This is a genomic window from Streptomyces blattellae, from assembly GCF_009709555.1.
Classification (GTDB): domain Bacteria; phylum Actinomycetota; class Actinomycetes; order Streptomycetales; family Streptomycetaceae; genus Streptomyces; species Streptomyces blattellae.
In genome coordinates this window covers 20,965-44,953 of sequence record NZ_WJBG01000158.1, presented here as the reverse complement: position 1 = coordinate 44,953, position 23,989 = coordinate 20,965, and the positions used below count along the sequence as shown (strand labels likewise).

Below are 23,989 nucleotides of genomic sequence, written 5' to 3'. Positions count from 1 at the left end.
GCGGCCGTCAGAGCGCTTCGCTCCCGGAGCAGGCTGCCGACGAATCCGCCGACGGCGCCCAGTCCCAGGCCCGCGCTCACCAGTCCGGTGCGGCTCACCGTTCGCATGACCCCTGCCTCCCCTGAGAGGTACTGCCGGGTGGATGCGCCATACCCGAACGCATCGTATCCACGATTGCGATTCGATCGAAACTGCCACAAAGCAAAGAGCGGGCCGTGTCCGGTGTGTACCGGACACGGCCCGCTCTGTTGACCGGCCTACGACCCGGGCGGCCGGAGGCTCAGGCTTCGGAATCCTCAGCGTCGTCCTCGTCCAGAAGACTCTTCTGCAGGACAGGACCCTCACCGGGCGCCAGTGAGCCGAGGATGCGTTCAAGATCCTCTATCGAGGCGAACTCGACCGTGATCTTGCCCTTCTTCTGTCCCAGGTCGACCTTCACTCGCGTCTCAAAACGGTCCGAGAGACGAGTCGCGAGATCGGTCAGAGCCGGAGAGACCCGGGCTCCAGCCCTCGGCCCCTTGGAACGCTGGGCCTTCTGCGGGCGGGATCCCATCAGGGTCACGATCTCTTCGACAGAGCGGACCGAGAGCCCCTCGGCCACGACCCGGTAAGCCAGCCTCTCCTGCTCCTCCGGATCGTCGACGGAAAGGAGCGCCCGCGCATGCCCGGCGGAGAGCACACCGGCGGCCACCCGATTCTGGACCTTCGGTGAGAGCTTCAGCAGGCGCAGGGTGTTGGAGACCTGCGGGCGGGACCGGCCGATACGGTCCGCCAGCTGATCGTGCGTGCAGTTGAAGTCCTTCAGCAGCTGATCGTAGGCAGCCGCCTCTTCGATCGGGTTCAGCTGAGCACGGTGCAAGTTCTCCAGGAGGGCATCCAGGAGAAGCTTCTCGTCGTCCGTGGCCCGTACGATCGCCGGGATCGCGTCGAGGCCGGCCTCACGACAGGCCCGCCAGCGCCGCTCGCCCATGATGAGCTCGTACTGAGTGGGGCCAATCTGCCGTACGACGATCGGCTGGAGGAGACCGACCTCCTGAATGGAGGTGACAAGTTCGTGCAGAGCATCTTCGTCGAAGACCTCACGCGGCTGCCGCGGGTTCGGGGTGATCGCATCGAGAGGGATCTCCGCGAAGTGGGCGCCCATGGGAGGCGCGGGCGCCTCCGCCGCGCCGTTCACCGTCGGCTCCTCGGTTTCACGTGAAACAGGCGGCAGTGTGGCCACCTTGGCCGCGGCCACGCCACGGTCGGCCGTCAGCACCGGTACCGCCGTCGGGGACGCGGCAGCAGCGCCCCCCACCGCTGGAGGCACCGTCTTCTCCGTCGGGGCAGCGGGGATCAGTGCGCCGAGACCACGGCCCAACCCCCTCCGTCGCTCGCTCACTGGATCCCCTCCACCATGCTCGGGTCGCTCTGGGCACCGATGTGGGCGTGCGTCGCTTCGTAACTGACGCCCACGCCCTTCAACGCGATTTCTCGTGCCGCCTCAAGATAGGACAGGGCACCGCTCGATCCGGGATCGTAGGTCAGCACCGTCTGTCCATAGCTCGGCGCCTCGGAGATACGGACCGAGCGAGGAATGCTCGTCCGCAGCACCTCGCCGCCGAAGTGGTTGCGCACCTCGTCCGCGACCTGGGACGCCAGACGCGTCCGGCCGTCGTACATGGTGAGCAGAATCGTCGATACATGAAGGGCGGGGTTGAGGTGCCCCCGCACCAGATCGACATTGCGCAGCAGCTGACCCAGACCTTCCAGCGCGTAGTACTCGCACTGGATGGGGATGAGCACCTCCGCGCCGGCCACCAGCGCATTGACCGTCAGCAGGCCGAGCGAAGGCGGGCAGTCGATGAGGATGTAGTCCAGCGGCTGCTCGTAGGCCTGGATGGCTCGTTGCAGCCGACTTTCCCGGGCCACCAGAGACACCAACTCGATCTCCGCACCGGCGAGATCGATTGTGGCGGGTGCGCAGAAGAGGCCCTCGACATCAGGGACCGGCTGAACGACTTCCGAAAGTGGCCTACTCTCGACCAACACGTCGTAGATGGAAGGAACTTCGGCGTGATGGTCGATTCCCAGGGCGGTGGACGCATTGCCCTGAGGGTCGAGGTCGATCACCAGGACACGGCTGCCATGCAGGGCCAGCGAAGCGGCAAGGTTGACGGTCGTCGTCGTCTTGCCCACGCCCCCCTTCTGGTTGGCGACCACCATGACCCGGGTCTGCTCAGGCCGTGGCAGGCCCTCGCCGGCGCGGCCCAGAGCCTCTACCGCCAGTTGGGCAGCACGACCGATGGGAGTGTCGTCCATCGGGGGCGGTGTTTCACGTGAAACATCGCCCCCCATCGATTCGGTACGGGGACCGGGGACCGGATCGGTCATCGGTCCCGCGATGTTGGCGTCGGACCGCAAGGATTCACTCTCCTCGACATCAGGCTCGCAATGAACAGAGCCTCCCATGTCTTCGGGGTCGTGAACCAGTGAGGCCTGTTGTTCTGTGGAGAATTCCACCTCTGTGGACAACTCTGTGACCCCTGAGGGGGATCGAGAGTCGCCGGAATCGGAAGCTGGCGCCTCACCGAGGGATCCGAGAGGCCTTCGGTCGCGGGGTTCGGCCGCGGCGCGGCCGCGACTGATGATGCCGTGCAGCAGTGAGCGACGTTTCACGTGAAACACGATGCACAGCAGCCCTGGCCAGACTGTCGCGACACTCCGGCATGCGTAGGTTTGGCAGCTTGTGTGGAGTACGTGTCGTCGTCAGGACGGATCAGTAGCGCCCGTTCCTGTGCCCACCCATCTCAACGGCGACGACGTGCTCGCCCCGTCCGGGCCGCCTTCGCGCGCTTCGCCGCGAAACGCACGCCTCCAGGACTCTCGCCGACCTCCACACGGACGACGGTGGACATCGGATCCACCACTCCCTCGCCCACATGGAGGATGGACGTCTCCACGGCTCCGAGCTTGCTCAGCGCCGTGGATGCGCTCTTGAGTTCCTCCTCGGCGGCGTCGCCCTTGAGCGCGAGCATCTCGCCGTACGGGCGCAGCAACGGGATGCCCCACGCGGCCAGTCGGTCCAGTGGCGCCACAGCACGAGCCGTCACGACATGCACGGGCGCCAGCTTCCCCATGACTTCCTCGGCTCGACCGCGCACGACCGTCACATGATCGAGCCCCAGCAACTCCACGACCTCGGTCAGGAAGTTGGTGCGGCGCAGCAGCGGCTCCAGCAGCGTAATCTTCAGGTCCTCCCGGACGAGAGCCAGAGGAATGCCGGGCAGACCGGCACCCGAGCCGACATCGCACACGGTCACCCCCTCGGGCACGACCTCGGAGAGCACCGCACAGTTCAGCAGGTGTCGCTCCCAGAGGCGGGGCACCTCACGCGGGCCGATCAGACCGCGCTGCACGCCCGCCTCCGCAAGCAGCTCGGCATAGCGCACGGCATCAGCGAAGCGATCGCCGAACACCTCGCGCGCCTGCTCGGGCGCAGGGGGAAGCTCCGCTGCCTCCGTCACGGGGGACCGTCCTTCCGTACCGCATCGGCGCACCGAACGCCGACCACGAGAACCACCAGAACTATCAGGCTGACAAAGTTCGGCCCCGCCTGCCGGGCAGACGGGGCCGGAGGACCGTAGGGACCGATCAGGCAGGAAGTACAACGACGAAGCGCTGCGGCTCCTCGCCCTCGGACTCACTGCGCAGACCCGCGGCCTTGACCGCGTCGTGCACGACCTTGCGCTCGAAAGGACTCATCGGCTTCAGCTTCACGGGCTCACCGCTGCTCCTGACCTCGGCAGCGGCCTTCGCACCCAGCTCGGAGAGCTCCGCGCGCTTCTTGGCCCGGTAGCCCGCGATGTCCAGCATCAGGCGGCTGCGGTCCCCGGTCTCCCGGTGCACGGCCAGGCGCGTGAGCTCCTGGAGCGCCTCCAGCACCTCGCCGTCACGGCCGACCAGCTTCTGCAGGTCACGGCTGCCGGAGTCGCTGATGATCGACACAGCCGCGCGGTCCGCCTCGACATCCATGTCGATGTCGCCGTCGAGATCGGCGATGTCCAGCAGACCCTCAAGGTAGTCCGCCGCGATCTCGCCCTCCTGCTCCAGGCGGGTCAGGGTGTCTGCACCCTCGGCAGCGGCGGAGGTGGTGCCTTCCGTCACGGGATGGACTCCTTCTTACTTCTTGGTCGGGGACTTGGGCCGCTGCGGACCCTTGCGCTGCCCGGACTGGGCCTTGCTGCGGCCGCCACCGGAGCCGGGCTTCTGCTGCGCGGCCTTCTTCGGGGCGGGCTTGGCATCCTCGGGCTCGTCGGACTTGCTCAGTGACGTCTTCGGCCCGGAGGACTCCCCAGCCGCCTTTGCGCCGCCGGCCTGCCGCTGGGACTTGCTCTGCCGCTTCGGCTGCTGGCGCTTGGGCGTGGTGGTGGTCGGCGTGCCGTCCTCGGTCTCCAGGACGGTCGCGGTCTCGCTCTTCACCACGGTGCCGTCAGTCTGAGCCGCGAGGCCGGCCTTGCTCAGGCCGTTGATGAACTTCCGCTCGTACTCGTTGCGGTCGCGGCCCTTGGCCACGATGGCCTTGACGATGGCCTTCTCACCGCGGCTGCGCGTCTTGCCATGGTGCGTGACGTGCTTGTGCAGGCGCTCCAGGTACGCGGCCTGAGCCTTGGAACCGGGAGTCGGGTTGTTGCGGATGACGTACATCTGCTGGCCCATGGTCCACACGTTGGTGGTCAGCCAGTAGACGAGGACGCCCACCGGGAAGTTGATGCCGAAGACGGCGAACATGACCGGGAAGATGTACATCAGCATCTTCTGCTGCTGCATGAACGGCGTCTTCACCGTGGTGTCGACGTTCTTCGTCATCAGCTGGCGCTGCGTGTAGAACTGCGACGCCGACATCAGGACGATCATGACCGCGGTGACGATGCGGACGGTGGTCAGCGAGGCGTCGAGCGCGGCGACGTCCGACGAGCTGTCGGTGAACTTCGCCGCCAGCGGGGCACCGAAGATGTGCGCCTGCTGCGCGCTCTCCAGCAGCCGATCGTTGATCACGCCGACGGTGTCGTTGTTCGCGATGCTGTTGAGCACGTGGTACAGCGCGAAGAAGAACGGCGACTGCGCCAGGATGGGAAGGCACGAGGAGAGCGGGTTGGTACCCGTCTCCTTGTACAGCTTCATCATCTCTTCGGACTGACGCTGCCTGTCGTTCTTGTAACGCTCCTGGATCTTCTTCATCTCGGGCTGGAGCGTCTGCATCGCCCGGGTCGCCTTGATCTGCCGCACGAAGAGCGGGATCAGGCAGATTCGGATCAGGATCACCAGGGACACGATGGACAGGCCCCAGGCCCACCCGGTGTCATCGCCGAAAATGGCGCCGTACACCGTGTGGAACTGGACGATGACCCAGGAGACAGGTGTCGTGATGAAGCTGAAGAGGCTGGCAATCGTGTCCACTAATCATGCTCCTTGGGCATGGGACGGGGTCTCTGCGGCCGGGCTCGAAGGAATCTGCCCCTCGGTGGCCGTTTCGGCGGCGGAGTTCCCGCCCCTGCGTGTGCGCCAAGCGTCACGCAGCATTTCGTGCCACCGCGGTCGCTTACGCGGCGGGACATGGTCCACGCCGCCCAGCGACCACGGATTGCACCGCAGGATGCGCCAGGCAGTGAGTGCCGTTCCCTTGATCGCACCGTGCCGGTCAATGGCCGTGTAGCCGTAATGGGAGCACGACGGGTAGTACTTGCAGACCGGCCCGAGCAGCGGACTGATCGTCCACTGATAGAGCTTGATCAGAGCAAGCAGCGGGTACTTCATCGTGCGCCCCCTCCCAGCAGCCGCCGCAGAGCGGCATCCAGGTCTTGGGCCAGTTGTCCATGGTCGGCGTCGCCCGCGCCGGGCAACGCTCGTACGACTACCAGGCTACCGGGGGGCAACAGGGCGACTCGCTCCCGCATCAGGTGACGGAGTCTGCGCTTCACTTTGTTCCGTACGACCGCGCCGCCCACCGCTTTGCTCACGACGAAACCCGCACGCGTCGGGGGAGCGCTCTCCCCAGGCGCGTGCGGGTCCGTGGCATCGCTTCGAAGGTGGACGACGAGCGTCGGGCGTCCGGCCCTGCGTCCTCGTCGTACCGCGGTCGCGAAGTCCTCGCGCCGCCTCAGCCGGTTCTCGGTGGGCAGCACGATGTCATGACCTGACCGGGATCAGGCGGACAGACGGGCGCGACCCTTGCTACGGCGGGACGCGAGAATCGCGCGGCCGGCACGGGTGCGCATACGCAGCCGGAAGCCGTGGGTCTTCGCGCGGCGACGGTTGTTCGGCTGGAAGGTGCGCTTGCTCACTCGGGGGCTCCAGAAATCAATCGGTGGTGGCGGGTGCCGTCCTGGCTGTCACCGTGCGCCCACGAGTAGCTCGCATCACGCCCGAGTGCACCGCTTCCCGATCACCTTCAGCGATCTGTGCCCATCGGAGGCAGGCGGCAGCAGCCATCGACAACTCGACCTGGTTACGGTACGCGGGGCTACGCCATCCGGTCAAACCAGCGGCCTGCGGGAGACACTATCCACAGCCTGGGGACAACAACTTGAACCGCACCCGTCGCCCTGACTACCGTGGCTGGACTCCGATTCGCCCGTCCCATCCGATGTGCATCCCAACCCAGTCCCGGAACCACACGTTCGTGGGACCCACGAGAGAGCGTGCCCTGTGGCTGACGTACCTGCCGATCTTGCCGCAGTGTGGCCACGAGTACTGGAGCAACTCCTCGGAGACGGACGCGGGCAGGGCGTCGAGGCGAAGGACGAGCGCTGGATCCGCCGCTGCCAGCCCCTGGCGCTGGTCGCGGACACCGCCCTGCTCGCCGTACCGAACGAATTCGCGAAGGGCGTACTGGAGGGCCGTCTCGCGCCGATCGTCAGCGAGACGCTGAGCCGTGAATGCGGCCGCCCGATCCGCATCGCGATCACCGTCGACGACTCCGTCGGCGAAGCCCCCTCCCCGCCCCCGCGCCCCCGCTACGAGGAGCCTGAACTCCCCTCCTCCCAGTACGAGGGCTACGGCCGCCACCGCGCCGACGACCGCTCCGGCACCGCCAGCGATCAGCTGCCCCCGCCCCGCACGGATCAGCTCCCGACGGCCCGCCCCGCATATCCCTCGGAATACCAGCGCCCCGAGCCCGGCGCGTGGCCGCGCGGATCCCAGGACGACTACGGCTGGCAACAGCAGCGGCTCGGCTTCCCGGACCGCGACCCGTACGCATCGCCGTCGCAGGACTCGTACCGGCCCCAGGATTCCTACGGCTCTCAGGAGTCGTACTCCCCACCTCCCCAGGACGCGTACCGCCAGCCCGCCCAGGACTACCGCCCGCAGTCCATGGAGCGCCCCTCCTACGACACGCAGCGCTCCGACTACGAGCAGTCCCGCTCCGACTACGACCAGCGTGACGTCCGCCGGGAGCTTCCCGAGCCGCCGTCCGGCGCCGGTCATGTGCATCGCGGCGGACCGGTCGGACCCACGCTTCCCACGACCGGCGCCCCCGGCCCGCTGGCCGCGCAGCCCGCGCCGGCGACCGGTCCCGGCGAGCCGACCGCGCGGCTGAACCCGAAATACCTCTTCGACACGTTCGTCATCGGCGCCTCCAACCGCTTCGCGCACGCGGCGGCGGTGGCGGTCGCCGAAGCGCCCGCGAAGGCGTACAACCCCCTCTTCATCTATGGGGAGTCGGGGCTCGGCAAGACGCACCTGCTGCACGCGATCGGGCACTACGCACGCAGCCTGTACCCGGGCACGCGCGTGCGGTACGTGAGCTCGGAGGAGTTCACCAACGAGTTCATCAACTCCATCCGCGACGGCAAGGGCGACAGCTTCCGTAAGCGGTACCGGGAAATGGACATCCTGCTCGTCGACGACATCCAGTTCCTCGCGGACAAGGAGTCGACTCAGGAGGAGTTCTTCCACACCTTCAACACGCTCCACAACGCCAACAAGCAGATCGTGCTCTCCAGCGACCGGCCGCCCAAGCAGCTGGTCACACTGGAGGACCGCCTGCGCAACCGCTTCGAGTGGGGGCTGATCACCGACGTCCAGCCGCCCGAGCTGGAGACCCGTATCGCCATCCTTCGCAAGAAGGCGGTGCAGGAGCAGCTCAACGCCCCGCCGGAGGTGCTGGAGTTCATCGCCTCCCGGATCTCGCGCAACATCCGCGAGCTGGAGGGCGCTCTGATCCGGGTGACGGCGTTCGCGTCGCTCAACCGGCAGCCGGTGGACCTGGGCCTGACCGAGATCGTGCTCAAGGACCTCATCCCCGGTGGCGAGGACTCGACGCCGGAGATCACCTCGACGGCCATCATGGGCGCGACCGCCGACTACTTCGGCCTCACGGTCGAGGATCTGTGCGGCAGCTCGCGCGGCCGCCAGCTCGTCACGGCCCGCCAGATCGCCATGTACCTGTGCCGCGAGCTGACGGACCTGTCACTGCCGAAGATCGGCGCGCTGTTCGGCGGCCGCGACCACACGACGGTGATGCACGCCGACCGCAAGATCCGCAATCTGATGGCCGAGCGGCGCTCCATCTACAACCAGGTGACCGAGCTGACGAACCGCATCAAGAACGGCTGACGACCACAGGGTTACGGCACCGAGGGCGCCCTCCGGAGAAGATCCGGAGGGCGCCCTTCGTCATGCCGCGGCAGCCCGGTGTTCGATTGCGTGCCGGGGTTACGGCCCCTCTCCACAGATTGGTTGACTTTCTGCCGTCCACACCCTGGGGACTGGGGAGTTGTCCAGATCCTGTCCACAGGTGCCCCTGTCGACAGGACATCAAGGCAGGTCAAGTGGCTGTGGATTGGTGGACGAAGGATCTCCACACCCTGTGGACAGGGGCACAGTCCACAGGGTGTGCACGAAGTTGTCCACCGGCAACCCACAGGCTGAGGCCGGTTGTCCCCAGTGAGGGTTCACTTCTCCACATCGCTGTCCACTGTTCGGCAACGCGACGCGCCTCCTCACCGGGACGAGTGAAAGGCGTCACATCAAGCTGCCGGCATGGGCTGTGGGAAAGGTGACCAAAGCTGGGGACGGCGCTGGGGAGAAGTCACCCCAGGCTGTGCATGGCGTGTGCAGAACTTTCCGTTCTCCACAGACTGGTTCAGTTGTCCACCGGTGTCCCCCACAGGGCCCGTGGACAAAATCTCGGCGTTGACCTGGGAAAACAAGGTTATCCACGGTATCCACAGCCCCTACTACTACTCCCAACTAGAGAGAGCTGGGAATCCGTTTCGAAGGGGGCCCTGTGCACAACTCACTCTTCGGCGCCCGACTGCCCCTCGTCACGACTTGACCCCGAGAGGCACCTACTGTCAGTGCCGTGCGTCAGACTGTTCCCCGGTGTCCTTCCCCTCCCAGGGGCCGACGACACCGAGACAGACGACGAAGCCAGGCAGGCCGAGAAGCGCCGGCAACAGCAGGAGGCGGCAACAGTGAAGATCCGGGTGGAACGCGACGTACTCGCGGAGGCAGTGGCCTGGGCGGCGCGCAGCCTCCCGGCCCGTCCGCCGGCGCCTGTCCTCGCCGGCCTTCTGCTGAAGGCCGAGGACGGCCAGCTGAGCCTGTCCAGCTTCGACTACGAGGTCTCCGCGCGGGTGTCCGTGGAGGCCGAGGTCGAGGAGGAGGGCACGGTCCTCGTCTCCGGCAGGCTGCTCGCCGACATCTCCCGCGCCCTGCCCAACCGCCCGGTGGAGATTTCCACAGACGGTGTACGGGCGACGGTGGTCTGCGGCTCCTCGCGATTCACACTCCACACACTGCCTGTGGAGGAGTATCCGGCGCTGCCGCAGATGCCGACGGCGACCGGCACCGTCCCCGGCGAGGTCTTCGCGTCGGCGGCCTCTCAGGTCGCCATCGCCGCGGGACGTGACGACACGCTGCCCGTCCTCACCGGTGTGCGCATCGAGATCGAGGGCGACCGGGTCACCCTGGCCTCCACCGACCGCTACCGCTTCGCGGTCCGTGAGTTCCTGTGGAAGCCGGAGAACCCGGAGGCGTCCGCGGTCGCCCTGGTGCCCGCCAAGACGCTCCTGGACACCGCCAAGGCGCTGACCAGCGGCGACAGTGTGATCCTGGCGCTGTCCGGCTCGGGCGCGGGCGAGGGCCTGATCGGTTTCGAGGGCGCCGGTCGGCGTACGACGACGCGGCTGCTGGAGGGCGACCTCCCGAAGTACCGCACGCTGTTCCCGACGGAGTTCAACTCGGTCGCCGTGATCGAGACCGCCCCCTTCGTGGAGGCCGTCAAGCGTGTGGCCCTGGTCGCCGAGCGCAACACCCCGGTGCGGCTCAGCTTCGAGCAGGGTGTGCTGATCCTGGAGGCCGGTTCCAGCGACGATGCACAGGCTGTGGAACGGGTGGACGCTCAACTGGAGGGCGACGACATCTCGATCGCCTTCAACCCGACGTTCCTGCTGGACGGCCTGAGCGCCATCGATTCCCCGGTGGCCCAGCTGTCCTTCACGACGTCCACCAAGCCCGCGCTGCTCAGCGGCAAGCCGGCGCTGGACGCCGAGGCGGACGAGGCCTACAAGTACCTGATCATGCCGGTCCGGCTCAGCGGCTGACCGCGACCGACGAGAACACCGCAGGTCGGGGCATACGTTTGAGCGCGTATGCCCACAGGTGGGCGTGAGAGTCCGGGTTTAGGCTCGGACATGGGTACGAAGGTGCCTCACACGCCACACAGCAACCTAAGGAACAACTGATGGAGCTCGGTCTCGTCGGTCTCGGCAAGATGGGCGGCAACATGCGCGAGCGGATCCGCCGCGCAGGCCACACCGTCATCGGATACGACCGCAATCCGGACCTCGCAGATGTCCACAGCCTCTCTGATCTTGTGGGCAAGCTTGCGGGTCCGCGCGTCGTATGGGTGATGGTCCCGGCCGGTGCACCCACCCAGTCGACCATCGACGAGCTGGCCGAGCTGCTGGAGCCCGGTGATGTCGTCGTGGACGGCGGCAACTCGCGCTGGACGGACGACGAGAAGCACGCCGAAGAGCTGGGCGCCAGGGGTATCGGCTTCGTCGACTGCGGTGTCTCCGGCGGCGTCTGGGGCCTGGCGAACGGCTATGCGCTGATGTACGGAGGCGACGCGGAGAACGTCGCCAAGGTGCAGCCGGTCTTCGACGCCCTCAAGCCCGAGGGCGACTTCGGCGCGGTGCACGCCGGCAAGGTCGGCGCGGGCCACTTCGCGAAGATGGTCCACAACGGCGTCGAGTACGCGATGATGCAGGCCTATGCCGAGGGCTGGGAGCTCCTGGAGAAGGTCGACTCCGTGACCGATGTCCGGGAGGTGTTCCGTTCCTGGCAGGAGGGCACGGTCATCCGGTCCTGGCTGCTCGACCTCGCGGTGAACGCCCTCGACGAGGACGAGCACCTGGAGAAGCTGCGCGGTTGTGCACAGGACTCCGGCGAGGGCCGCTGGACTGTGGAGGCCGCCATCGACAACGCCGTGCCGCTGCCCGCGATCACGGCCTCCCTGTTCGCGCGGTTCGCCTCCCGGCAGGAGGACTCCCCGCAGATGAAGATGATCGCGGCGCTGCGGAACCAGTTCGGCGGGCACGCGGTCGAGAAGAAGTAATCCACAGGGCTGCTGAGCGGTCCACGACACTGGGGGAGGTCGGCGAACGACCATGCACGTCACGCATCTGTCGCTGGCTGACTTCCGCTCCTACGCCCGGGTCGAAGTTCCGCTCGACCCGGGCGTCACCGCCTTCGTCGGCCCCAACGGGCAGGGCAAGACGAACCTCGTCGAGGCGGTCGGCTACCTCGCCACCCTCGGCAGCCACCGCGCCGCCTCCGACGCGCCTCTCGTCCGCATGGGCGCCGACCGGGCGGTCATCCGTGCGCAGGTCAAGCAGGGCGAGAGGCAGCAGCTGATCGAGCTGGAGCTGAATCCCGGCAGGGCGAACCGCGCCCGCATCAACAGGTCCTCGCAGGTCAGACCCCGTGACGTGCTGGGCATCGTACGGACCGTGCTGTTCGCGCCCGAGGATCTTGCCCTGGTCAAGGGCGACCCCGGGGAGCGCCGCCGCTTCCTCGACGAGCTGATCACCGCCCGTTCCCCGCGCATGGCCGGTGTGCGCTCCGACTACGAGCGTGTCCTGAAGCAGCGGAACACCCTTTTGAAAACTGCCGCGTTGGCCCGCCGGCACGGTGGCCGTGCCATGGATCTGTCGACCCTCGACGTATGGGACCAGCATCTCGCGCGCGCGGGCGCCGAGCTGCTCGCCCAGCGCCTGGACCTGATAGCCGCGATCCAGCCGCTGGTCGACAAGGCGTACGAGCAACTGGCCCCCGGTGGCGGTCCGGTGGGCCTGGAGTACAAGCCGTCCGCGCCGGGTGAGGCGCACACACGCGAGGACCTCTACGCGCAGCTGATGGCCGCGCTCGCCGATGCCCGCAAGCAGGAGATCGAGCGGGGCGTCACCCTCGTAGGGCCTCATCGAGACGACATGCATTTCAGACTCGGTCAGTTGCCGGCCAAGGGGTACGCCTCCCACGGTGAGTCGTGGTCCTTTGCGCTGGCGCTGCGGCTGGCGTCGTACGACCTGCTCAGGGCCGAGGGCAATGAGCCGGTGCTGATCCTCGACGACGTGTTCGCCGAGTTGGACACCCGGCGGCGCGAGCGGCTGGCCGAGCTGGTCGCCCCTGGTGAGCAGGTGCTGGTGACGGCCGCGGTCGACGATGACGTACCGCACGTGCTGACGGGGACGCGGTACACCGTGTCGGACGGGACGGTGGAGCGCGCATGACAGCCGACGATTCCCAGAGGGCACCGGGGCAGGGGGCACCCGAGCCGTCCGGCGTCGATCTCGCGCGCGTGGCGTTGCGCGCCGCGAAGGAGCAGGCACGCGCGCGTGGGGAGGCCGCGCAGCAGAGGAAGCAGGCACGCCGCGGTGGTCTGCGCTCCGGCGCGCGCGCCGACGGACGCGACCCCATGGCGCTCGGGGCTGCGATCAACCGCCTCATCACCGAGCGGGGTTGGGAGGCCCCGGCCGCGGTGGGCGGTGTGATGGGCCGCTGGCCGCAGATCGTCGGCGAGGACGTCGCGAAGCACTGTGTGCCGGAGCGGTACGACGAGGACGAGCGGGTGCTGATCGTGCGCTGCGACTCCACGGCCTGGGCGACGAACCTGCGTCTGCTCGCCCCCACGCTGGTGGCCCGCCTCAACGAGGATCTGGGCCACGGCGCGGTGCGGCTGATCAAGGTGAACGGCCCGGGCGGTCCCTCTCGCCGCTACGGCCCGCTGCGCGCCCCGGGCAGCACGGGACCCGGCGACACCTATGGGTGACGGACATCACGTCGGGGTGTGCGATCAACGCGCGTCGACGCCCGCGGCGTACAGCGGACGCGGTCGCGAATCCCGACCTGACTCCGAAGTAGCCAAGGGTTGACAGTCGGAAGCGCTGAGTGCCGCTGTGAGCCTCTTGGAGCCCCGCTCCGTATATGGGGACCCGGTGGAGACCGATTCAGGGCGCCACATGGGGACTCAGGTACCGGCAAAGCCCCATCACTGTCGGCGCTACCGGTAGACTGGAAGCTAATCCCGCCCCAGCCGTGGGGACCGTCCGGGAAAAGCTGAGCAACACCGATCAAGGCTGATCAAGGCTTACCAACGCAACATGCCGCAGCCGCTCCGGCAACCCTCCCCGGAGGGGGGACCCGCAGAGCCTGGCTCGTGCTGTGCCAGAAAGGGCGCTTCGTGGCCGATTCCGGCAACCCCAACGAGAACATCCCGTCCACCGACGTCGGCGCCAGCGCCGCGGTGACTTCGTCGAACGGCGAGGTCACCGCCTCGTACGACGCCAGCGCCATCACCGTCCTCGAGGGTCTGGACGCGGTCCGCAAGCGACCCGGTATGTACATCGGCTCGACCGGTGAGCGCGGACTGCACCACCTCGTGTACGAGGTGGTCGACAACTCCGTCGACGAGGCGCTGGCCGGCCACGCGGACACCATCGAGGTGACGATCCTCGCCGACGGCGGCGTGCGCGTCGTCGACAACGGCCGCGGCATCCCGGTGGGCATCGTCCCCTCCGAGGGCAAGCCGGCCCTGGAGGTCGTGCTGACCGTGCTGCACGCGGGCGGCAAGTTCGGCGGCGGCGGCTACGCGGTCTCCGGTGGTCTGCACGGCGTGGGCGTCTCCGTGGTGAACGCGCTGTCGTCGAAGGTCGCCGTCGAGGTCAGGACGGACGGCCACCGCTGGACGCAGGACTACAAGATGGGCGTCCCCACGGCACCGCTCGCCCAGCACGAGGCCACCGAGGAGACCGGCACGTCGGTCACCTTCTGGGCCGACGGCGACATCTTCGAGACCACGGACTACTCCTTCGAGACGCTCTCGCGGCGCTTCCAGGAGATGGCGTTCCTCAACAAGGGTTTGACCATCAAACTCACTGATGAGCGCGAGTCGGCGAAGGCCACCTCCGGGGCGGACGAGGCCGGGGCGGACGAAACCGCCGAGGTCAAGACGGTCACGTACCACTACGAAGGCGGCATCGTCGACTTCGTGAAGTACCTCAACTCCCGCAAGGGGGACGTGGTGCACCCCTCGGTGATCGACCTTGAGGCCGAGGACAGGGACAAGGCCCTCTCCCTCGAAGTCGCCATGCAGTGGAACAGCGGCTACAGCGAGGGCGTGTACTCCTTCGCCAACATCATCCACACCCACGAGGGCGGCACCCACGAAGAGGGCTTCCGCGCGGCGCTGACGAATCTGGTCAACAAGTACGCGCGCGACAAGAAGCTGCTTCGTGAGAAGGACGACAACCTCACGGGCGACGACATCCGCGAGGGTCTCACCGCGATCATCTCGGTGAAGCTGAGCGAGCCCCAGTTCGAGGGCCAGACCAAGACCAAGCTGGGCAACACGGAGGCGAAGACCTTCGTTCAGAAGGCGGTCTACGAGCACCTCAACGACTGGCTGGACCGCAACCCGAACGAGGCGGCGGACATCGTCCGCAAGGGCATCCAGGCCGCCACCGCGCGCGTGGCCGCCCGCAAGGCGCGCGACCTCACCCGCCGCAAGGGCCTGCTGGAGTCGGCGTCCCTGCCGGGCAAGCTCTCCGACTGCCAGTCGAACGACCCCACCAAGTGCGAGATCTTCATCGTCGAGGGTGACTCCGCCGGCGGCTCGGCCAAGTCCGGCCGCAACCCGCAGTACCAGGCGATCCTCCCGATCCGAGGCAAGATCCTCAACGTCGAGAAGGCGCGGATCGACAAGATCCTGCAGAACCAGGAGATCCAGGCGCTGATCTCCGCCTTCGGCACCGGGGTCCACGAGGACTTCGACATCGAGAAGCTGCGGTATCACAAGATCATCCTGATGGCGGACGCCGATGTCGACGGCCAGCACATCAACACCCTGCTGCTGACGTTCCTGTTCCGCTTCATGCGGCCGCTGGTCGAGGCCGGGCACGTGTTCCTGTCGCGTCCCCCGCTCTACAAGATCAAGTGGGGCCGGGACGACTTCGAGTACGCGTACTCCGACCGCGAGCGCGACGCGCTGATCGAACTCGGCCGGCAGAACGGCAAGCGCATCCGCGAGGACTCGGTGCAGCGCTTCAAGGGGCTCGGCGAGATGAACGCCGAGGAACTGCGCATCACCACGATGGACCAGGAGCACCGCGTCCTCGGCCAGGTCACCCTCGATGACGCCGCCCAGGCCGACGACCTGTTCTCGGTCCTCATGGGAGAGGACGTCGAGGCACGCCGCCAGTTCATCCAGCGCAACGCCAAGGACGTCCGCTTCCTCGACATCTGAGTCGGTCTCAGCTGACCGCACCAGGAAGGATCTTCACCAGCAATGGCCGACGAGAACACTCCAGGCACTCCTGAAGACGAGGGCTTCACCCTGCGCGTCGAGCCCGTCGGGCTTGAGACGGAGATGCAGCGCTCGTACCTCGACTACGCGATGTCCGTCATCGTCTCCCGCGCGCTGCCGGACGTCCGGGACGGGCTCAAGCCCGTCCACCGACGCGTCCTGTACGCCATGTACGACGGCGGCTACCGTCCCGAGCGGGGCTTCTACAAGTGCGCCCGTGTGGTCGGCGACGTCATGGGCAACTACCACCCCCACGGCGACTCCTCGATCTATGACGCCCTGGTCCGCCTCGCCCAGCCGTGGTCGATGCGCATGCCGCTCGTCGACTCCAACGGCAACTTCGGCTCTCCGGGCAACGACCCCGCGGCCGCCATGCGCTACACCGAGTGCAAGATGGCGCCGCTGTCGATGGAGATGGTCCGCGACATCGACGAGGAGACCGTCGACTTCACGGACAACTACGACGGCCGCTCCCAGGAGCCGACCGTTCTGCCGGCCCGCTTCCCGAACCTGCTGATCAACGGCTCGGCCGGTATCGCGGTCGGCATGGCGACCAACATCCCGCCGCACAACCTGCGCGAGGTCGCGTCCGGCGCCCAGTGGTACCTGGAGAACCCCGAGGCGTCGCACGAGGAACTGCTCGACGCCCTCGTCGAGCGCATCAAGGGCCCGGACTTCCCGACCGGCGCGCTCGTCGTCGGCCGCAAGGGCATCGAGGAGGCGTACCGCACCGGCCGCGGCTCCATCACGATGCGCGCGGTCGTCGAGGTCGAGGAGATCCAGGGCCGCCAGTGCCTGGTGGTGACGGAGCTGCCGTACCAGGTCAACCCCGACAACCTGGCGCAGAAGATCGCCGACCTGGTGAAGGACGGCAAGGTCGGCGGTATCGCGGACGTCCGTGACGAGACGTCGTCCCGTACCGGTCAGCGTCTGGTCATCGTGCTCAAGAGGGACGCGGTCGCCAAGGTCGTACTCAACAACCTCTACAAGCACACGGACCTGCAGACGAACTTCGGCGCCAACATGCTGGCGCTGGTGGACGGGGTGCCCAGGACGTTGTCGCTCGACGCGTTCATCCGCCACTGGGTGACGCACCAGATCGAGGTCATCGTCCGCCGGACGCGCTTCCGCCTGCGCAAGGCCGAGGAACGCGCCCACATCCTCCGCGGCCTCCTCAAGGCCCTGGACGCCATCGACGAGGTCATCGCACTGATCCGGCGCAGCGACACCGTCGAGATCGCGCGCGGCGGCCTGATGCAGCTCCTGGAGATCGACGAGATCCAGGCCAACGCCATCCTTGAGATGCAGCTGCGGCGCCTTGCCGCCCTGGAGCGCCAGAAGATCGTCCAGGAGCACGACGAACTCCAGGCGAAGATCAACGAGTACAACGAGATCCTCGCCTCGCCGGTCCGCCAGCGCGGCATCGTCAGCGCGGAGCTGGCCGCGCTGGTGGAGAAGTACGGCGACGACCGCAAGACCATGCTGGTGCCCTACGACGGTGACATGTCCATCGAGGACCTGATCGCCGAAGAGGACATCGTGGTGACCGTCACCCGCGGCGGTTACGTCAAGCGCACCAAGACCGTGGACTACCGGGCCCAGAAGCGCGGCGGCAAGGGCGTGCGCGGCACGAAGCTCAAGGAAGACGACATCGTCGACCACTTCTTCGTGTCGACCACCCACCACTGGCTGCTGTTCTTCACCAACAAGGGCCGTGTCTACCGGGCGAAGGCGTACGAGCTGCCGGACGCCGGCCGTGACGCGCGCGGTCAGCACGTGGCGAACCTGCTCGCCTTCCAGCCGGACGAGGCGATCGCCGAGATCCTCGCGATCCGCGACTATGAGGCGGCGCCGTACCTGGTCCTCGCCACCAAGGGCGGTCTGGTGAAGAAGACGCCTCTGAAGGATTACGATTCGCCGCGTTCCGGTGGCGTCATCGCGATCAACCTCCGTGAGACGGCGGACGGTTCGGACGACGAACTGATCGGAGCCGAACTCGTATCGCCCGATGACGATCTGCTTCTGATCAGCAAGAAGGCGCAGTCGATCAGGTTCACCGCCACGGACGACGTCCTGCGTCCCATGGGCCGTGCCACCTCGGGTGTCAAGGGCATGAGTTTCCGCGAGGGCGACGAGCTGCTCTCGATGAATGTTGTTCGACCCGGTACGTTCGTGTTCACTGCCACCGACGGTGGGTACGCAAAGCGGACCGCTGTCGACGAGTACCGCGTCCAGGGACGCGGCGGCCTCGGCATCAAGGCCGCCAAGATCGTGGAGGACCGCGGATCGCTCGTCGGTGCGCTGGTGGTCGAGGAGACCGACGAGATCCTCGCCATCACGCTGTCCGGCGGTGTGATTCGTACGCGAGTCAACGGGGTCAGGGAGACGGGCCGTGACACGATGGGCGTCCAACTGATCAACCTGGGCAAGCGCGATGCCGTGGTCGGCATCGCACGCAACGCCGAGGCGGGACGCGAGGCGGAGGAAGTCGACGGCGACGTGGCCGTGGACGAGACCGCCGAGGGTGCCGCGACCACCGGCACGGACGAGGGCGAGGCGCCCTCGGACGAGTAGCGCGAGGAGTGAGTCATCGTGAGCGGAGCCACGGGCGCCGGACCGACCGGTACGGAGAGGGACGGCGGCGGCCGTGGCTCCGCCGCGCGTGGGACGGACTCGCACACGACCAACCTGCAAGCGATCAAGTCGTCCCCGACCGACTCGCACTCGCCTGACACTCATGGATCCCAGGGGAGAACTGTGACGGACACCCGCGGCTCGCAGACCCAGCAGTACGCGGCTGGGGCGGGCCCGGCCGCACCGGGCACCCAGCCCCAGCCGTCGGCCCAGCCCGCCGCCCAGGCGGCGCCGCAGGCGTCGGCCTCTCCGCTGCCGGGAGAGCGCCGGCAACAGCAGCCCTCCGGCCCGTACCACCCGCCGCAGGCCTACCAGTCGACGGAGGCGCCCGCCGGTGCCGTACGCCGGCCCCGCACGGGCGCGCGTACGACGCCCCGCATCCGCAAGGCCCGGCTGCGCGTGGCGAAGGCCGACCCGTGGTCGGTCATGAAGGTGAGCTTCCTGCTCTCCATCGCCCTGGGCATCTGCACGATCGTCGCGTCGGCGGTACTGTGGATGGTCATGGACGCGATGGGCGTCTTCTCGACGGTCGGCGGAACGATCTCCGAGGCCACCGGCTCCAACGAGTCGAACGGCTTCGACCTCCAGTCTTTCCTGTCCCTCCCGAACGTCCTGATCTTCACGACGATCATCGCGGTCATCGACGTCGTCCTCGCCACGGCCCTGGCGACACTCGGCGCGTTCATCTACAACCTGTCAGCGGGCTTCGTCGGTGGCGTCGAGCTGACGCTGGCCGAAGACGAGTGACATTAACCGGCAGCGCCGTTTCAAACCTCGGCCGACGGTCCTCCACCTATCGATTTTGGGACTGCCCACGTCGTGCGCTAATCTTCAGGAGTCAGCGCGCGGGGCATACACCGCAGAGCGCGGCGGGGCTATAGCTCAGTTGGTTAGAGCGCATCCCTGATAAGGATGAGGCCACAGGTTCAAATCCTGTTAGCCCCACCAGCGAGAAGACCCCCGGTCCACAGGGCCGGGGGTCTTCTGGCATCAACGGTTGACATCAACTGCTGGGGGAAGTGGTGGGTTGGGGTGGCTTGTCACGTTCCGCACGTCCCGCGCCTGCATCACCGGAAAGGATCGTGATGACGTAGGCGTCACCCCTGTGGCCCGTCTCTGTGAAGGGCGTCGCCCTGGACGCACAGCACCGCGTCTAAAGCAGGCAGGGCTGGTCCTGGCCGGCTGCGGGGGGTGGGTGAGCGGCTCGTGTTCTGTGCTCTGCGTTTTCTGTTCTGTGTTCTGTGTTCTGCACATCGTGCTCAATCCTGTGCTTCATGAGAAAGGCCCGGCCGCTCGGGTTGAGCGGCCGGGCCTTGGTCCGGGCGGTGCTGTACGCAAGTTCGCCGTTGCGGGATGGGGGAGGAAGAAGCGGCGCAGGGGTCAGCGCTGGAGGGGCGTAGGGGGATCGGCCGGGTCGCAGAGGGAGGCGGCTTCCAGTGCCGCGTCCACAACCGTGTCCGTCCGCGGTCGGTGTCGGCAGCTGGGGGACTTGCCGTGAGCCTCGGCGCGGATGCGTTGCTTCATGGTGGGGGGCAGAGAGCGGGACCAGGCCCACGGGATCGGCGGCGCCGTCACGTGCGTGGCGCTGTCGCTCGGTGCCTCGGACTGCGCTACGGCCGCGTTCGCGGTCGTGGTGACGAATCCGAGCGCCGTGCACAGCGCGAGGAAGGCGGTGACGATGGCGGTCCACAGCTTCATGACCTTGTTCCTGGCCATGGCCCCTCACTTTCGGGTTGGGCGATTTGCGTACTTTCCTCATGATGTTTATGTGGCTCGCGAAGTGGTGGACCGACGCCCGTTGCGCCTTGATGTTCTGATCAACACCACCCGGATGGGTGCATATGGGAAGAAAAGCGAAATAAAGTCACAAAGTCGCCGTCCGTGGCCGTGTGATCACCGTCCGATCGGAGCGGTGTCGTCCGCTTCTACTGCGGTGTTCGGGACCGGAGTTGGCTGCCGACACAGGTCACCGATCGATATCGGTCGGTGTGTATAGTCGGGCGCCAGAGGTCCCCTACGTCAAGGAAAGACGAGGTCGCGCGGTGAAGAAGCTTCTCCTGGTCGCACTGGCCGCCATCGGCGGGCTCCTCGTGTACCGCCAGATCCAGGCGGATCGCGCCGAGCAGGATCTGTGGACGGAGGCGACTGACTCCGTGCCCACGGGTTCGTGAGTATCGACATCGGATTCTGAAAACCCCGGCCGCCGAGCGGTCGGGGTTTTGTGTTGCGAGGCATCCCCGGATCTGGCATGGGGTGCGATGTGCTTCGCGGTGCCTTTGAGGCGGGTGTTTCGGCCGCTCGTACGGATTACGCCGATGCCGCATCCCCGAACGGGGCAGGATGGGCCACGGTCCCGGGTCCGGCGACGACGAGGGGGGCGTGTGATGGGGCTGCGTACGACGTGGGGGCGGGCCAGGGCATGGCCCGGTCGTCGTCTTCGTCCGTCGCGGTACGCGCGCGTGGCTGTTGTGGCAGCCGTCCTCTGTGCGGCGGCGGTCCCGGCGGGGGGTACGGCGCTCGCCGCCGGGGCGTCGCCCGGATCGTACGAGTTCGACGAGGACGCGCGGCCCGTCGAGGGGGCGACGGGCACCACGGAGGCCGAACGGCTGGACGTGGCCACGACGTACCGCAGTTCCCTTCCACAGGGCGGCAAGCTCTTCTACCGCCTCGAACTCGACGCCACCTCGAATGTGTACGTCTCCGTGACCGCCGTCCCGCGCGCGGACGCCACAGTGACCCCCACCGACAGCCTCAAGGTGTCGGTGCAGAACGCCAACAGCCGCTCCTGCTCGTACGACACCGCCACCTTCGGCAGCCGCAGCCCGCATCCCATCGTCGCCTGGGGAGAGCGCGAGGCCGCCCCAGGCGGCTCCTCCTGCGAAGGCGCGGGCACCTACTACGTGGTCGTCGAGCGCGTCGACCGGAGCGGTTCCACACCCGGCGCCTGGGATCTGGAGCTGGCCCCCGTCTCCGAACCACGGCTGAGGCAGACCGGTTCGACCGAGGCACCCGAGGACTGGAACTCCGCCTCGCCCACACCCCCGCTGAGCGAGGCAGAGCAGCGCGAGGGCGGCGGCGGCTTCAGCCGGGCGACAACCATCGGTCAAGGCGTCTGGCGCGACCACCCGCGGCCCGGGCAGACCCTCTTCTACAAGGTGCCGGTCGACTGGGGACAGCAACTGTACGCAACCGCCGAGCTGGGCAGTTCGAGCAGCGATGGCAGCCTCGTGGCCTCCGCCCTGGACATGTCCCTCTACAACCCCGTACGCGCCCACATCGACGACGTCAGCCTGCACTACAACGGCAGCCAGAAGTCGGAGTCGCTCGATCCGCTGCCACCGGTCGCGTACGACAACCGGTACGCCAATAGGTCCGACCCAGTCAGCGGCATGCGGTTCGCCGGCTCGTACTACCTCGTAGTCCATCTCGCCGAGCAGATGGCCGAAGAGTTCGGCGACGGGCCCTTCGGGCTGACGCTGCGGATCCGTGTCAGCGGCACGGCAGACGCCGGGCCGCGTTACGCAGGGAAAGCCGAGCCACCGAACCTCTTCGACGTCACGGCACAGGAGCAGACGGCACAGGAGCAGGAGGCCGTCATCGAGGGCGGCTCCGGCGGGTCCGGGAGCGGGGACGCCGCGATGACGGTGGTCGCCGTGAGCGGGATCGGCGCGGGCACGGTGCTGGTGGCGGTGCTCGGGGTGTGGACGGTGATGGCCCGGAGGCGGGCGCGGGCCTGGTAGCGGTCCCGCCTGCGGGCTGGGGCGGCCCGAGGGTTGGGCTCAGATGCGGGTCAGCGCCCAGAACCCCACCGCATAGCAGGCCAGAGCAAGCAGCAGCAGCGGGACGGCCACTTTCGCCGGCGGACCGGGGCGGCGGGGTGGCCGGGCTGCGCGGTGCCGCGGTTGTGAAATCGCCTGCGCGGAAGGTGGAACCCGCGCGTCTTGAGCGGTGTACGAAGCAGTAGAGGCATCGGCGCGCTGCTGCGACACCGGTGTCAGGGCCTGAGTGGAGTGGCGCGGTGTGTGCGGCTGAGGGGAGGACAGGACACGCGTGGAGTCGTAGGGGGAGAAGGGGGCAGGGCTGGGGTGGCTGTCCTCGGCTGCCTGCGGATGGGGCTGCTGGTGCTGGTGCTGCGAGTGTGGGTACGGGTTCTGGTGCAGTTCTGGATGCTGCTGAGCCGGCGCCGGGGGATGGGGCGCGGGCTGTGGTCGGGGGGAGGAGCCGGTGGGCTGAGGGGGCGGCAGATGGAAGCTGCCGGTGTCCGACATGCTGGACGGCTGCGAGCCCGTCGGCTGCTGGGGATCGGTGCCCTGCCGTGGACCGCCGACCCGCTGCTGAGGATCGGACACCTGCCGCGGATCGGACTCCCGCCGCAGATCAGCCCGTACGACGGCGGCGCCCGCACCGGTCGGTACCGAACCCGTGCCGGTGCCGTTCGACCCGGAGCTCGTATCAGAGCTGTTCGGCACGGAGGCCGCTTCGCCGCGCTCGGCAGCCTGCCCTGGCCCGCCGCTCGGCGGCTCCACTCCCCTTGCCGGTTTGAGTGGACCGCCGGGGCCGAACCCCGGGGGAAGCGGGCCTATCTGGTCGAAGATCTCGATCAGCTCGTCGTCGGGGCCTGCCTCCGGAAGGAGTTCCGCGGCCGAGGCGAGCGCCTTGCGTGCCCCCGTGGCCGTCCGGAACCGCGCCTGCGGGTCCGGCTGGAGCAGCATGGCCACGACCTGCCACAGCGGCTCGGGAACGCTCTTGGGCGCCCCCGGAGTCCCGTGCTCCGCGAAGTACTGGATGAGGGCCTTGGCGTCAGGTTTCGCGCCCTCCAGCAGATACAGCGCCACCAGTCCTACGGCGAACAGGTCCGCGGCAAAGTCCGGTTCCGCGCCCATCATCTGCTCGGGCGCCAGATAACCCGGCGTGCCCACCACGAGATTGGTCTCCGTCAACCGCGGCTCACCCAGCCGCATGGCGATGCCGAAGTCGGACAGCCGCAGCCGAGGCCGGCCCGTACCGGTGGCCTCCAACAGGACGTTGGCGGGCTTGATGTCGCGATGCACGACGTCTTCAGCGTGCACGGCGGCCAGCCCCGAGAGGAGCTGGTCGAGGAGGGTGCAGACGAAGCGAGCGGGCAGAGGACCGTAGTCCCCGACCAGATGGACCAGCGAACCCCCGGCGACCAGATCCATGGTGAACATGACCTTGTCGTCGTCGGCGGCCCAGCTGGCGGGCGCGAGCACATGCGGGTGGTCGATCCGCAGTGCCTGCTCCCGAACGAAGCGCAGCAGCGAGTGCGCGTCGCTCTGCTGCAGCACCTTGGCGGCGACATAGCGGCGCCTGCGATGGTCCCAGGCACGCCACACAGCACCTACGCCGCCGCGTCCGATCGGGTCGGCCAGTTCATACCGGCCGGCGAAGACCTCACCCATGGCTGTGCGTCGCTCCTCCCCCTTCGGCTGTCCCTTGCTTCCCCCTCAGAGCGTGTTACGACTCCTGCCGCCCCCTGTGCGATGA

The 23,989-nt window shown here is 67.8% G+C and carries 20 protein-coding genes and 1 tRNA gene; 11 read left to right on the top strand and 10 right to left on the bottom strand.

What is annotated here, in order from left to right; genetic code table 11:
* Positions 1 to 280 precede the first annotated feature (280 nt).
* The 8 genes from GFH49_RS18640 to rpmH form a co-directional block, all read right to left on the bottom strand.
* The gene (locus tag GFH49_RS18640) at positions 281 to 1,381 is read right to left on the bottom strand and encodes a ParB/RepB/Spo0J family partition protein (protein ID WP_155057167.1); all 1,101 of its coding nucleotides are present in this window, start codon (positions 1,379 to 1,381) and stop codon (positions 281 to 283) included.
* On the bottom strand, positions 1,378 to 2,451 hold the full coding sequence (locus GFH49_RS18635) for a ParA family protein (RefSeq protein ID WP_155057298.1): 1,074 nt from the start codon (positions 2,449 to 2,451) through the stop codon (positions 1,378 to 1,380). The genes GFH49_RS18640 and GFH49_RS18635 overlap by 4 nt, the downstream gene beginning before the upstream one ends.
* Before the next feature lie 338 nt (positions 2,452 to 2,789).
* A complete protein-coding gene (rsmG, locus tag GFH49_RS18630; RefSeq protein ID WP_155057166.1) occupies positions 2,790 to 3,506 on the bottom strand; it encodes a 16S rRNA (guanine(527)-N(7))-methyltransferase RsmG in 717 nt (238 codons plus the stop codon).
* 127 nt (positions 3,507 to 3,633) lie between these two features.
* Positions 3,634 to 4,146 carry a Jag family protein gene (locus GFH49_RS18625; protein WP_155057164.1) on the bottom strand — a complete coding sequence of 171 codons (513 nt, stop codon included), beginning with the start codon at positions 4,144 to 4,146 and terminating at the stop codon, positions 3,634 to 3,636.
* Positions 4,147 to 4,161: 15 nt separating this feature from the next.
* Positions 4,162 to 5,439 (bottom strand): membrane protein insertase YidC, encoded by a 1,278-nt coding sequence (gene yidC / locus GFH49_RS18620; protein WP_155057162.1) that lies wholly within the window; start codon positions 5,437 to 5,439, stop codon positions 4,162 to 4,164.
* A 3-nt stretch (positions 5,440 to 5,442) separates the two neighbouring features.
* Positions 5,443 to 5,796 (bottom strand): membrane protein insertion efficiency factor YidD, encoded by a 354-nt coding sequence (gene yidD, locus GFH49_RS18615; protein ID WP_155057160.1) that lies wholly within the window; start codon positions 5,794 to 5,796, stop codon positions 5,443 to 5,445.
* Positions 5,793 to 6,164: a ribonuclease P protein component gene (rnpA, locus tag GFH49_RS18610; protein WP_155057158.1), complete on the bottom strand. Its 372-nt coding sequence runs from the start codon at positions 6,162 to 6,164 to the stop codon at positions 5,793 to 5,795. The genes yidD and rnpA overlap by 4 nt, the downstream gene beginning before the upstream one ends.
* Before the next feature lie 21 nt (positions 6,165 to 6,185).
* Complete coding sequence (rpmH, locus tag GFH49_RS18605; protein ID WP_003956500.1) at positions 6,186 to 6,323, bottom strand: 50S ribosomal protein L34; 138 nt, start codon at positions 6,321 to 6,323, stop codon at positions 6,186 to 6,188.
* 364 nt (positions 6,324 to 6,687) lie between these two features.
* Between rpmH and dnaA the strand changes: the two genes are divergently transcribed.
* The 9 genes from dnaA (at position 6,688) to GFH49_RS18560 (ending at position 19,432) form a co-directional block, all read left to right on the top strand.
* Positions 6,688 to 8,598 (top strand): chromosomal replication initiator protein DnaA, encoded by a 1,911-nt coding sequence (gene dnaA / locus GFH49_RS18600; protein WP_155057157.1) that lies wholly within the window; start codon positions 6,688 to 6,690, stop codon positions 8,596 to 8,598.
* A gap of 860 nt (positions 8,599 to 9,458) precedes the next feature.
* Positions 9,459 to 10,589: a DNA polymerase III subunit beta gene (gene dnaN, locus GFH49_RS18595; protein ID WP_155057155.1), complete on the top strand. Its 1,131-nt coding sequence runs from the start codon at positions 9,459 to 9,461 to the stop codon at positions 10,587 to 10,589.
* A gap of 140 nt (positions 10,590 to 10,729) precedes the next feature.
* On the top strand, positions 10,730 to 11,605 hold the full coding sequence (gnd, locus tag GFH49_RS18590) for a phosphogluconate dehydrogenase (NAD(+)-dependent, decarboxylating) (protein ID WP_155057153.1): 876 nt from the start codon (positions 10,730 to 10,732) through the stop codon (positions 11,603 to 11,605).
* Between the two features lie 52 nt (positions 11,606 to 11,657).
* The gene (recF, locus tag GFH49_RS18585) at positions 11,658 to 12,779 is read left to right on the top strand and encodes a DNA replication/repair protein RecF (protein ID WP_155057151.1); all 1,122 of its coding nucleotides are present in this window, start codon (positions 11,658 to 11,660) and stop codon (positions 12,777 to 12,779) included.
* Positions 12,776 to 13,318, top strand: coding sequence for a DciA family protein (locus GFH49_RS18580; protein ID WP_155057149.1), 543 nt, complete (start codon positions 12,776 to 12,778; stop codon positions 13,316 to 13,318). The genes recF and GFH49_RS18580 overlap by 4 nt, the downstream gene beginning before the upstream one ends.
* A gap of 387 nt (positions 13,319 to 13,705) precedes the next feature.
* Complete coding sequence (gene gyrB, locus GFH49_RS18575; RefSeq protein ID WP_155057148.1) at positions 13,706 to 15,790, top strand: DNA topoisomerase (ATP-hydrolyzing) subunit B; 2,085 nt, start codon at positions 13,706 to 13,708, stop codon at positions 15,788 to 15,790.
* Between the two features lie 42 nt (positions 15,791 to 15,832).
* Positions 15,833 to 18,424, top strand: coding sequence for a DNA gyrase subunit A (gene gyrA, locus GFH49_RS18570; RefSeq protein WP_155057146.1), 2,592 nt, complete (start codon positions 15,833 to 15,835; stop codon positions 18,422 to 18,424).
* Between the two features lie 18 nt (positions 18,425 to 18,442).
* Positions 18,443 to 19,231 carry a DUF3566 domain-containing protein gene (locus GFH49_RS18565; protein WP_155057144.1) on the top strand — a complete coding sequence of 263 codons (789 nt, stop codon included), beginning with the start codon at positions 18,443 to 18,445 and terminating at the stop codon, positions 19,229 to 19,231.
* A gap of 124 nt (positions 19,232 to 19,355) precedes the next feature.
* A tRNA-Ile gene (locus GFH49_RS18560) sits at positions 19,356 to 19,432 on the top strand.
* 432 nt (positions 19,433 to 19,864) lie between these two features.
* Here GFH49_RS18560 and GFH49_RS18555 read toward each other — a convergent pair.
* The gene (locus tag GFH49_RS18555) at positions 19,865 to 20,200 is read right to left on the bottom strand and encodes a DUF6344 domain-containing protein (protein ID WP_155057142.1); all 336 of its coding nucleotides are present in this window, start codon (positions 20,198 to 20,200) and stop codon (positions 19,865 to 19,867) included.
* Positions 20,201 to 20,526: 326 nt separating this feature from the next.
* Here GFH49_RS18555 and GFH49_RS40195 point away from each other — a divergent pair, with 326 nt between their 5' ends.
* The gene (locus GFH49_RS40195) at positions 20,527 to 20,655 is read left to right on the top strand and encodes a DLW-39 family protein (protein WP_003999697.1); all 129 of its coding nucleotides are present in this window, start codon (positions 20,527 to 20,529) and stop codon (positions 20,653 to 20,655) included.
* A 288-nt stretch (positions 20,656 to 20,943) separates the two neighbouring features.
* Positions 20,944 to 22,224 (top strand): hypothetical protein, encoded by a 1,281-nt coding sequence (locus tag GFH49_RS18545; RefSeq protein WP_230396366.1) that lies wholly within the window; start codon positions 20,944 to 20,946, stop codon positions 22,222 to 22,224.
* 39 nt (positions 22,225 to 22,263) lie between these two features.
* Here the strand turns inward: GFH49_RS18545 and GFH49_RS18540 are convergent, their stop codons facing one another.
* Positions 22,264 to 23,904, bottom strand: coding sequence for a serine/threonine-protein kinase (locus tag GFH49_RS18540; protein WP_155057135.1), 1,641 nt, complete (start codon positions 23,902 to 23,904; stop codon positions 22,264 to 22,266).
* Positions 23,905 to 23,989: the final 85 nt, after the last annotated feature.

Coding starts and splice junctions, on each gene's coding strand:
- GFH49_RS18635 (WP_155057298.1), bottom strand. CDS start 2,451: ATGGGAGGCTCTGTTCATTGCGAGCCTGATGTCGAGGAGAGTGAATCC.
- yidD (WP_155057160.1), bottom strand. CDS start 5,796: ATGAAGTACCCGCTGCTTGCTCTGATCAAGCTCTATCAGTGGACGATC.
- gnd (WP_155057153.1), top strand. CDS start 10,730: ATGGAGCTCGGTCTCGTCGGTCTCGGCAAGATGGGCGGCAACATGCGC.
- recF (WP_155057151.1), top strand. CDS start 11,658: ATGCACGTCACGCATCTGTCGCTGGCTGACTTCCGCTCCTACGCCCGG.
- GFH49_RS18580 (WP_155057149.1), top strand. CDS start 12,776: ATGACAGCCGACGATTCCCAGAGGGCACCGGGGCAGGGGGCACCCGAG.
- gyrA (WP_155057146.1), top strand. CDS start 15,833: ATGGCCGACGAGAACACTCCAGGCACTCCTGAAGACGAGGGCTTCACC.
- GFH49_RS18555 (WP_155057142.1), bottom strand. CDS start 20,200: ATGGCCAGGAACAAGGTCATGAAGCTGTGGACCGCCATCGTCACCGCC.
- GFH49_RS18540 (WP_155057135.1), bottom strand. CDS start 23,904: ATGGGTGAGGTCTTCGCCGGCCGGTATGAACTGGCCGACCCGATCGGA.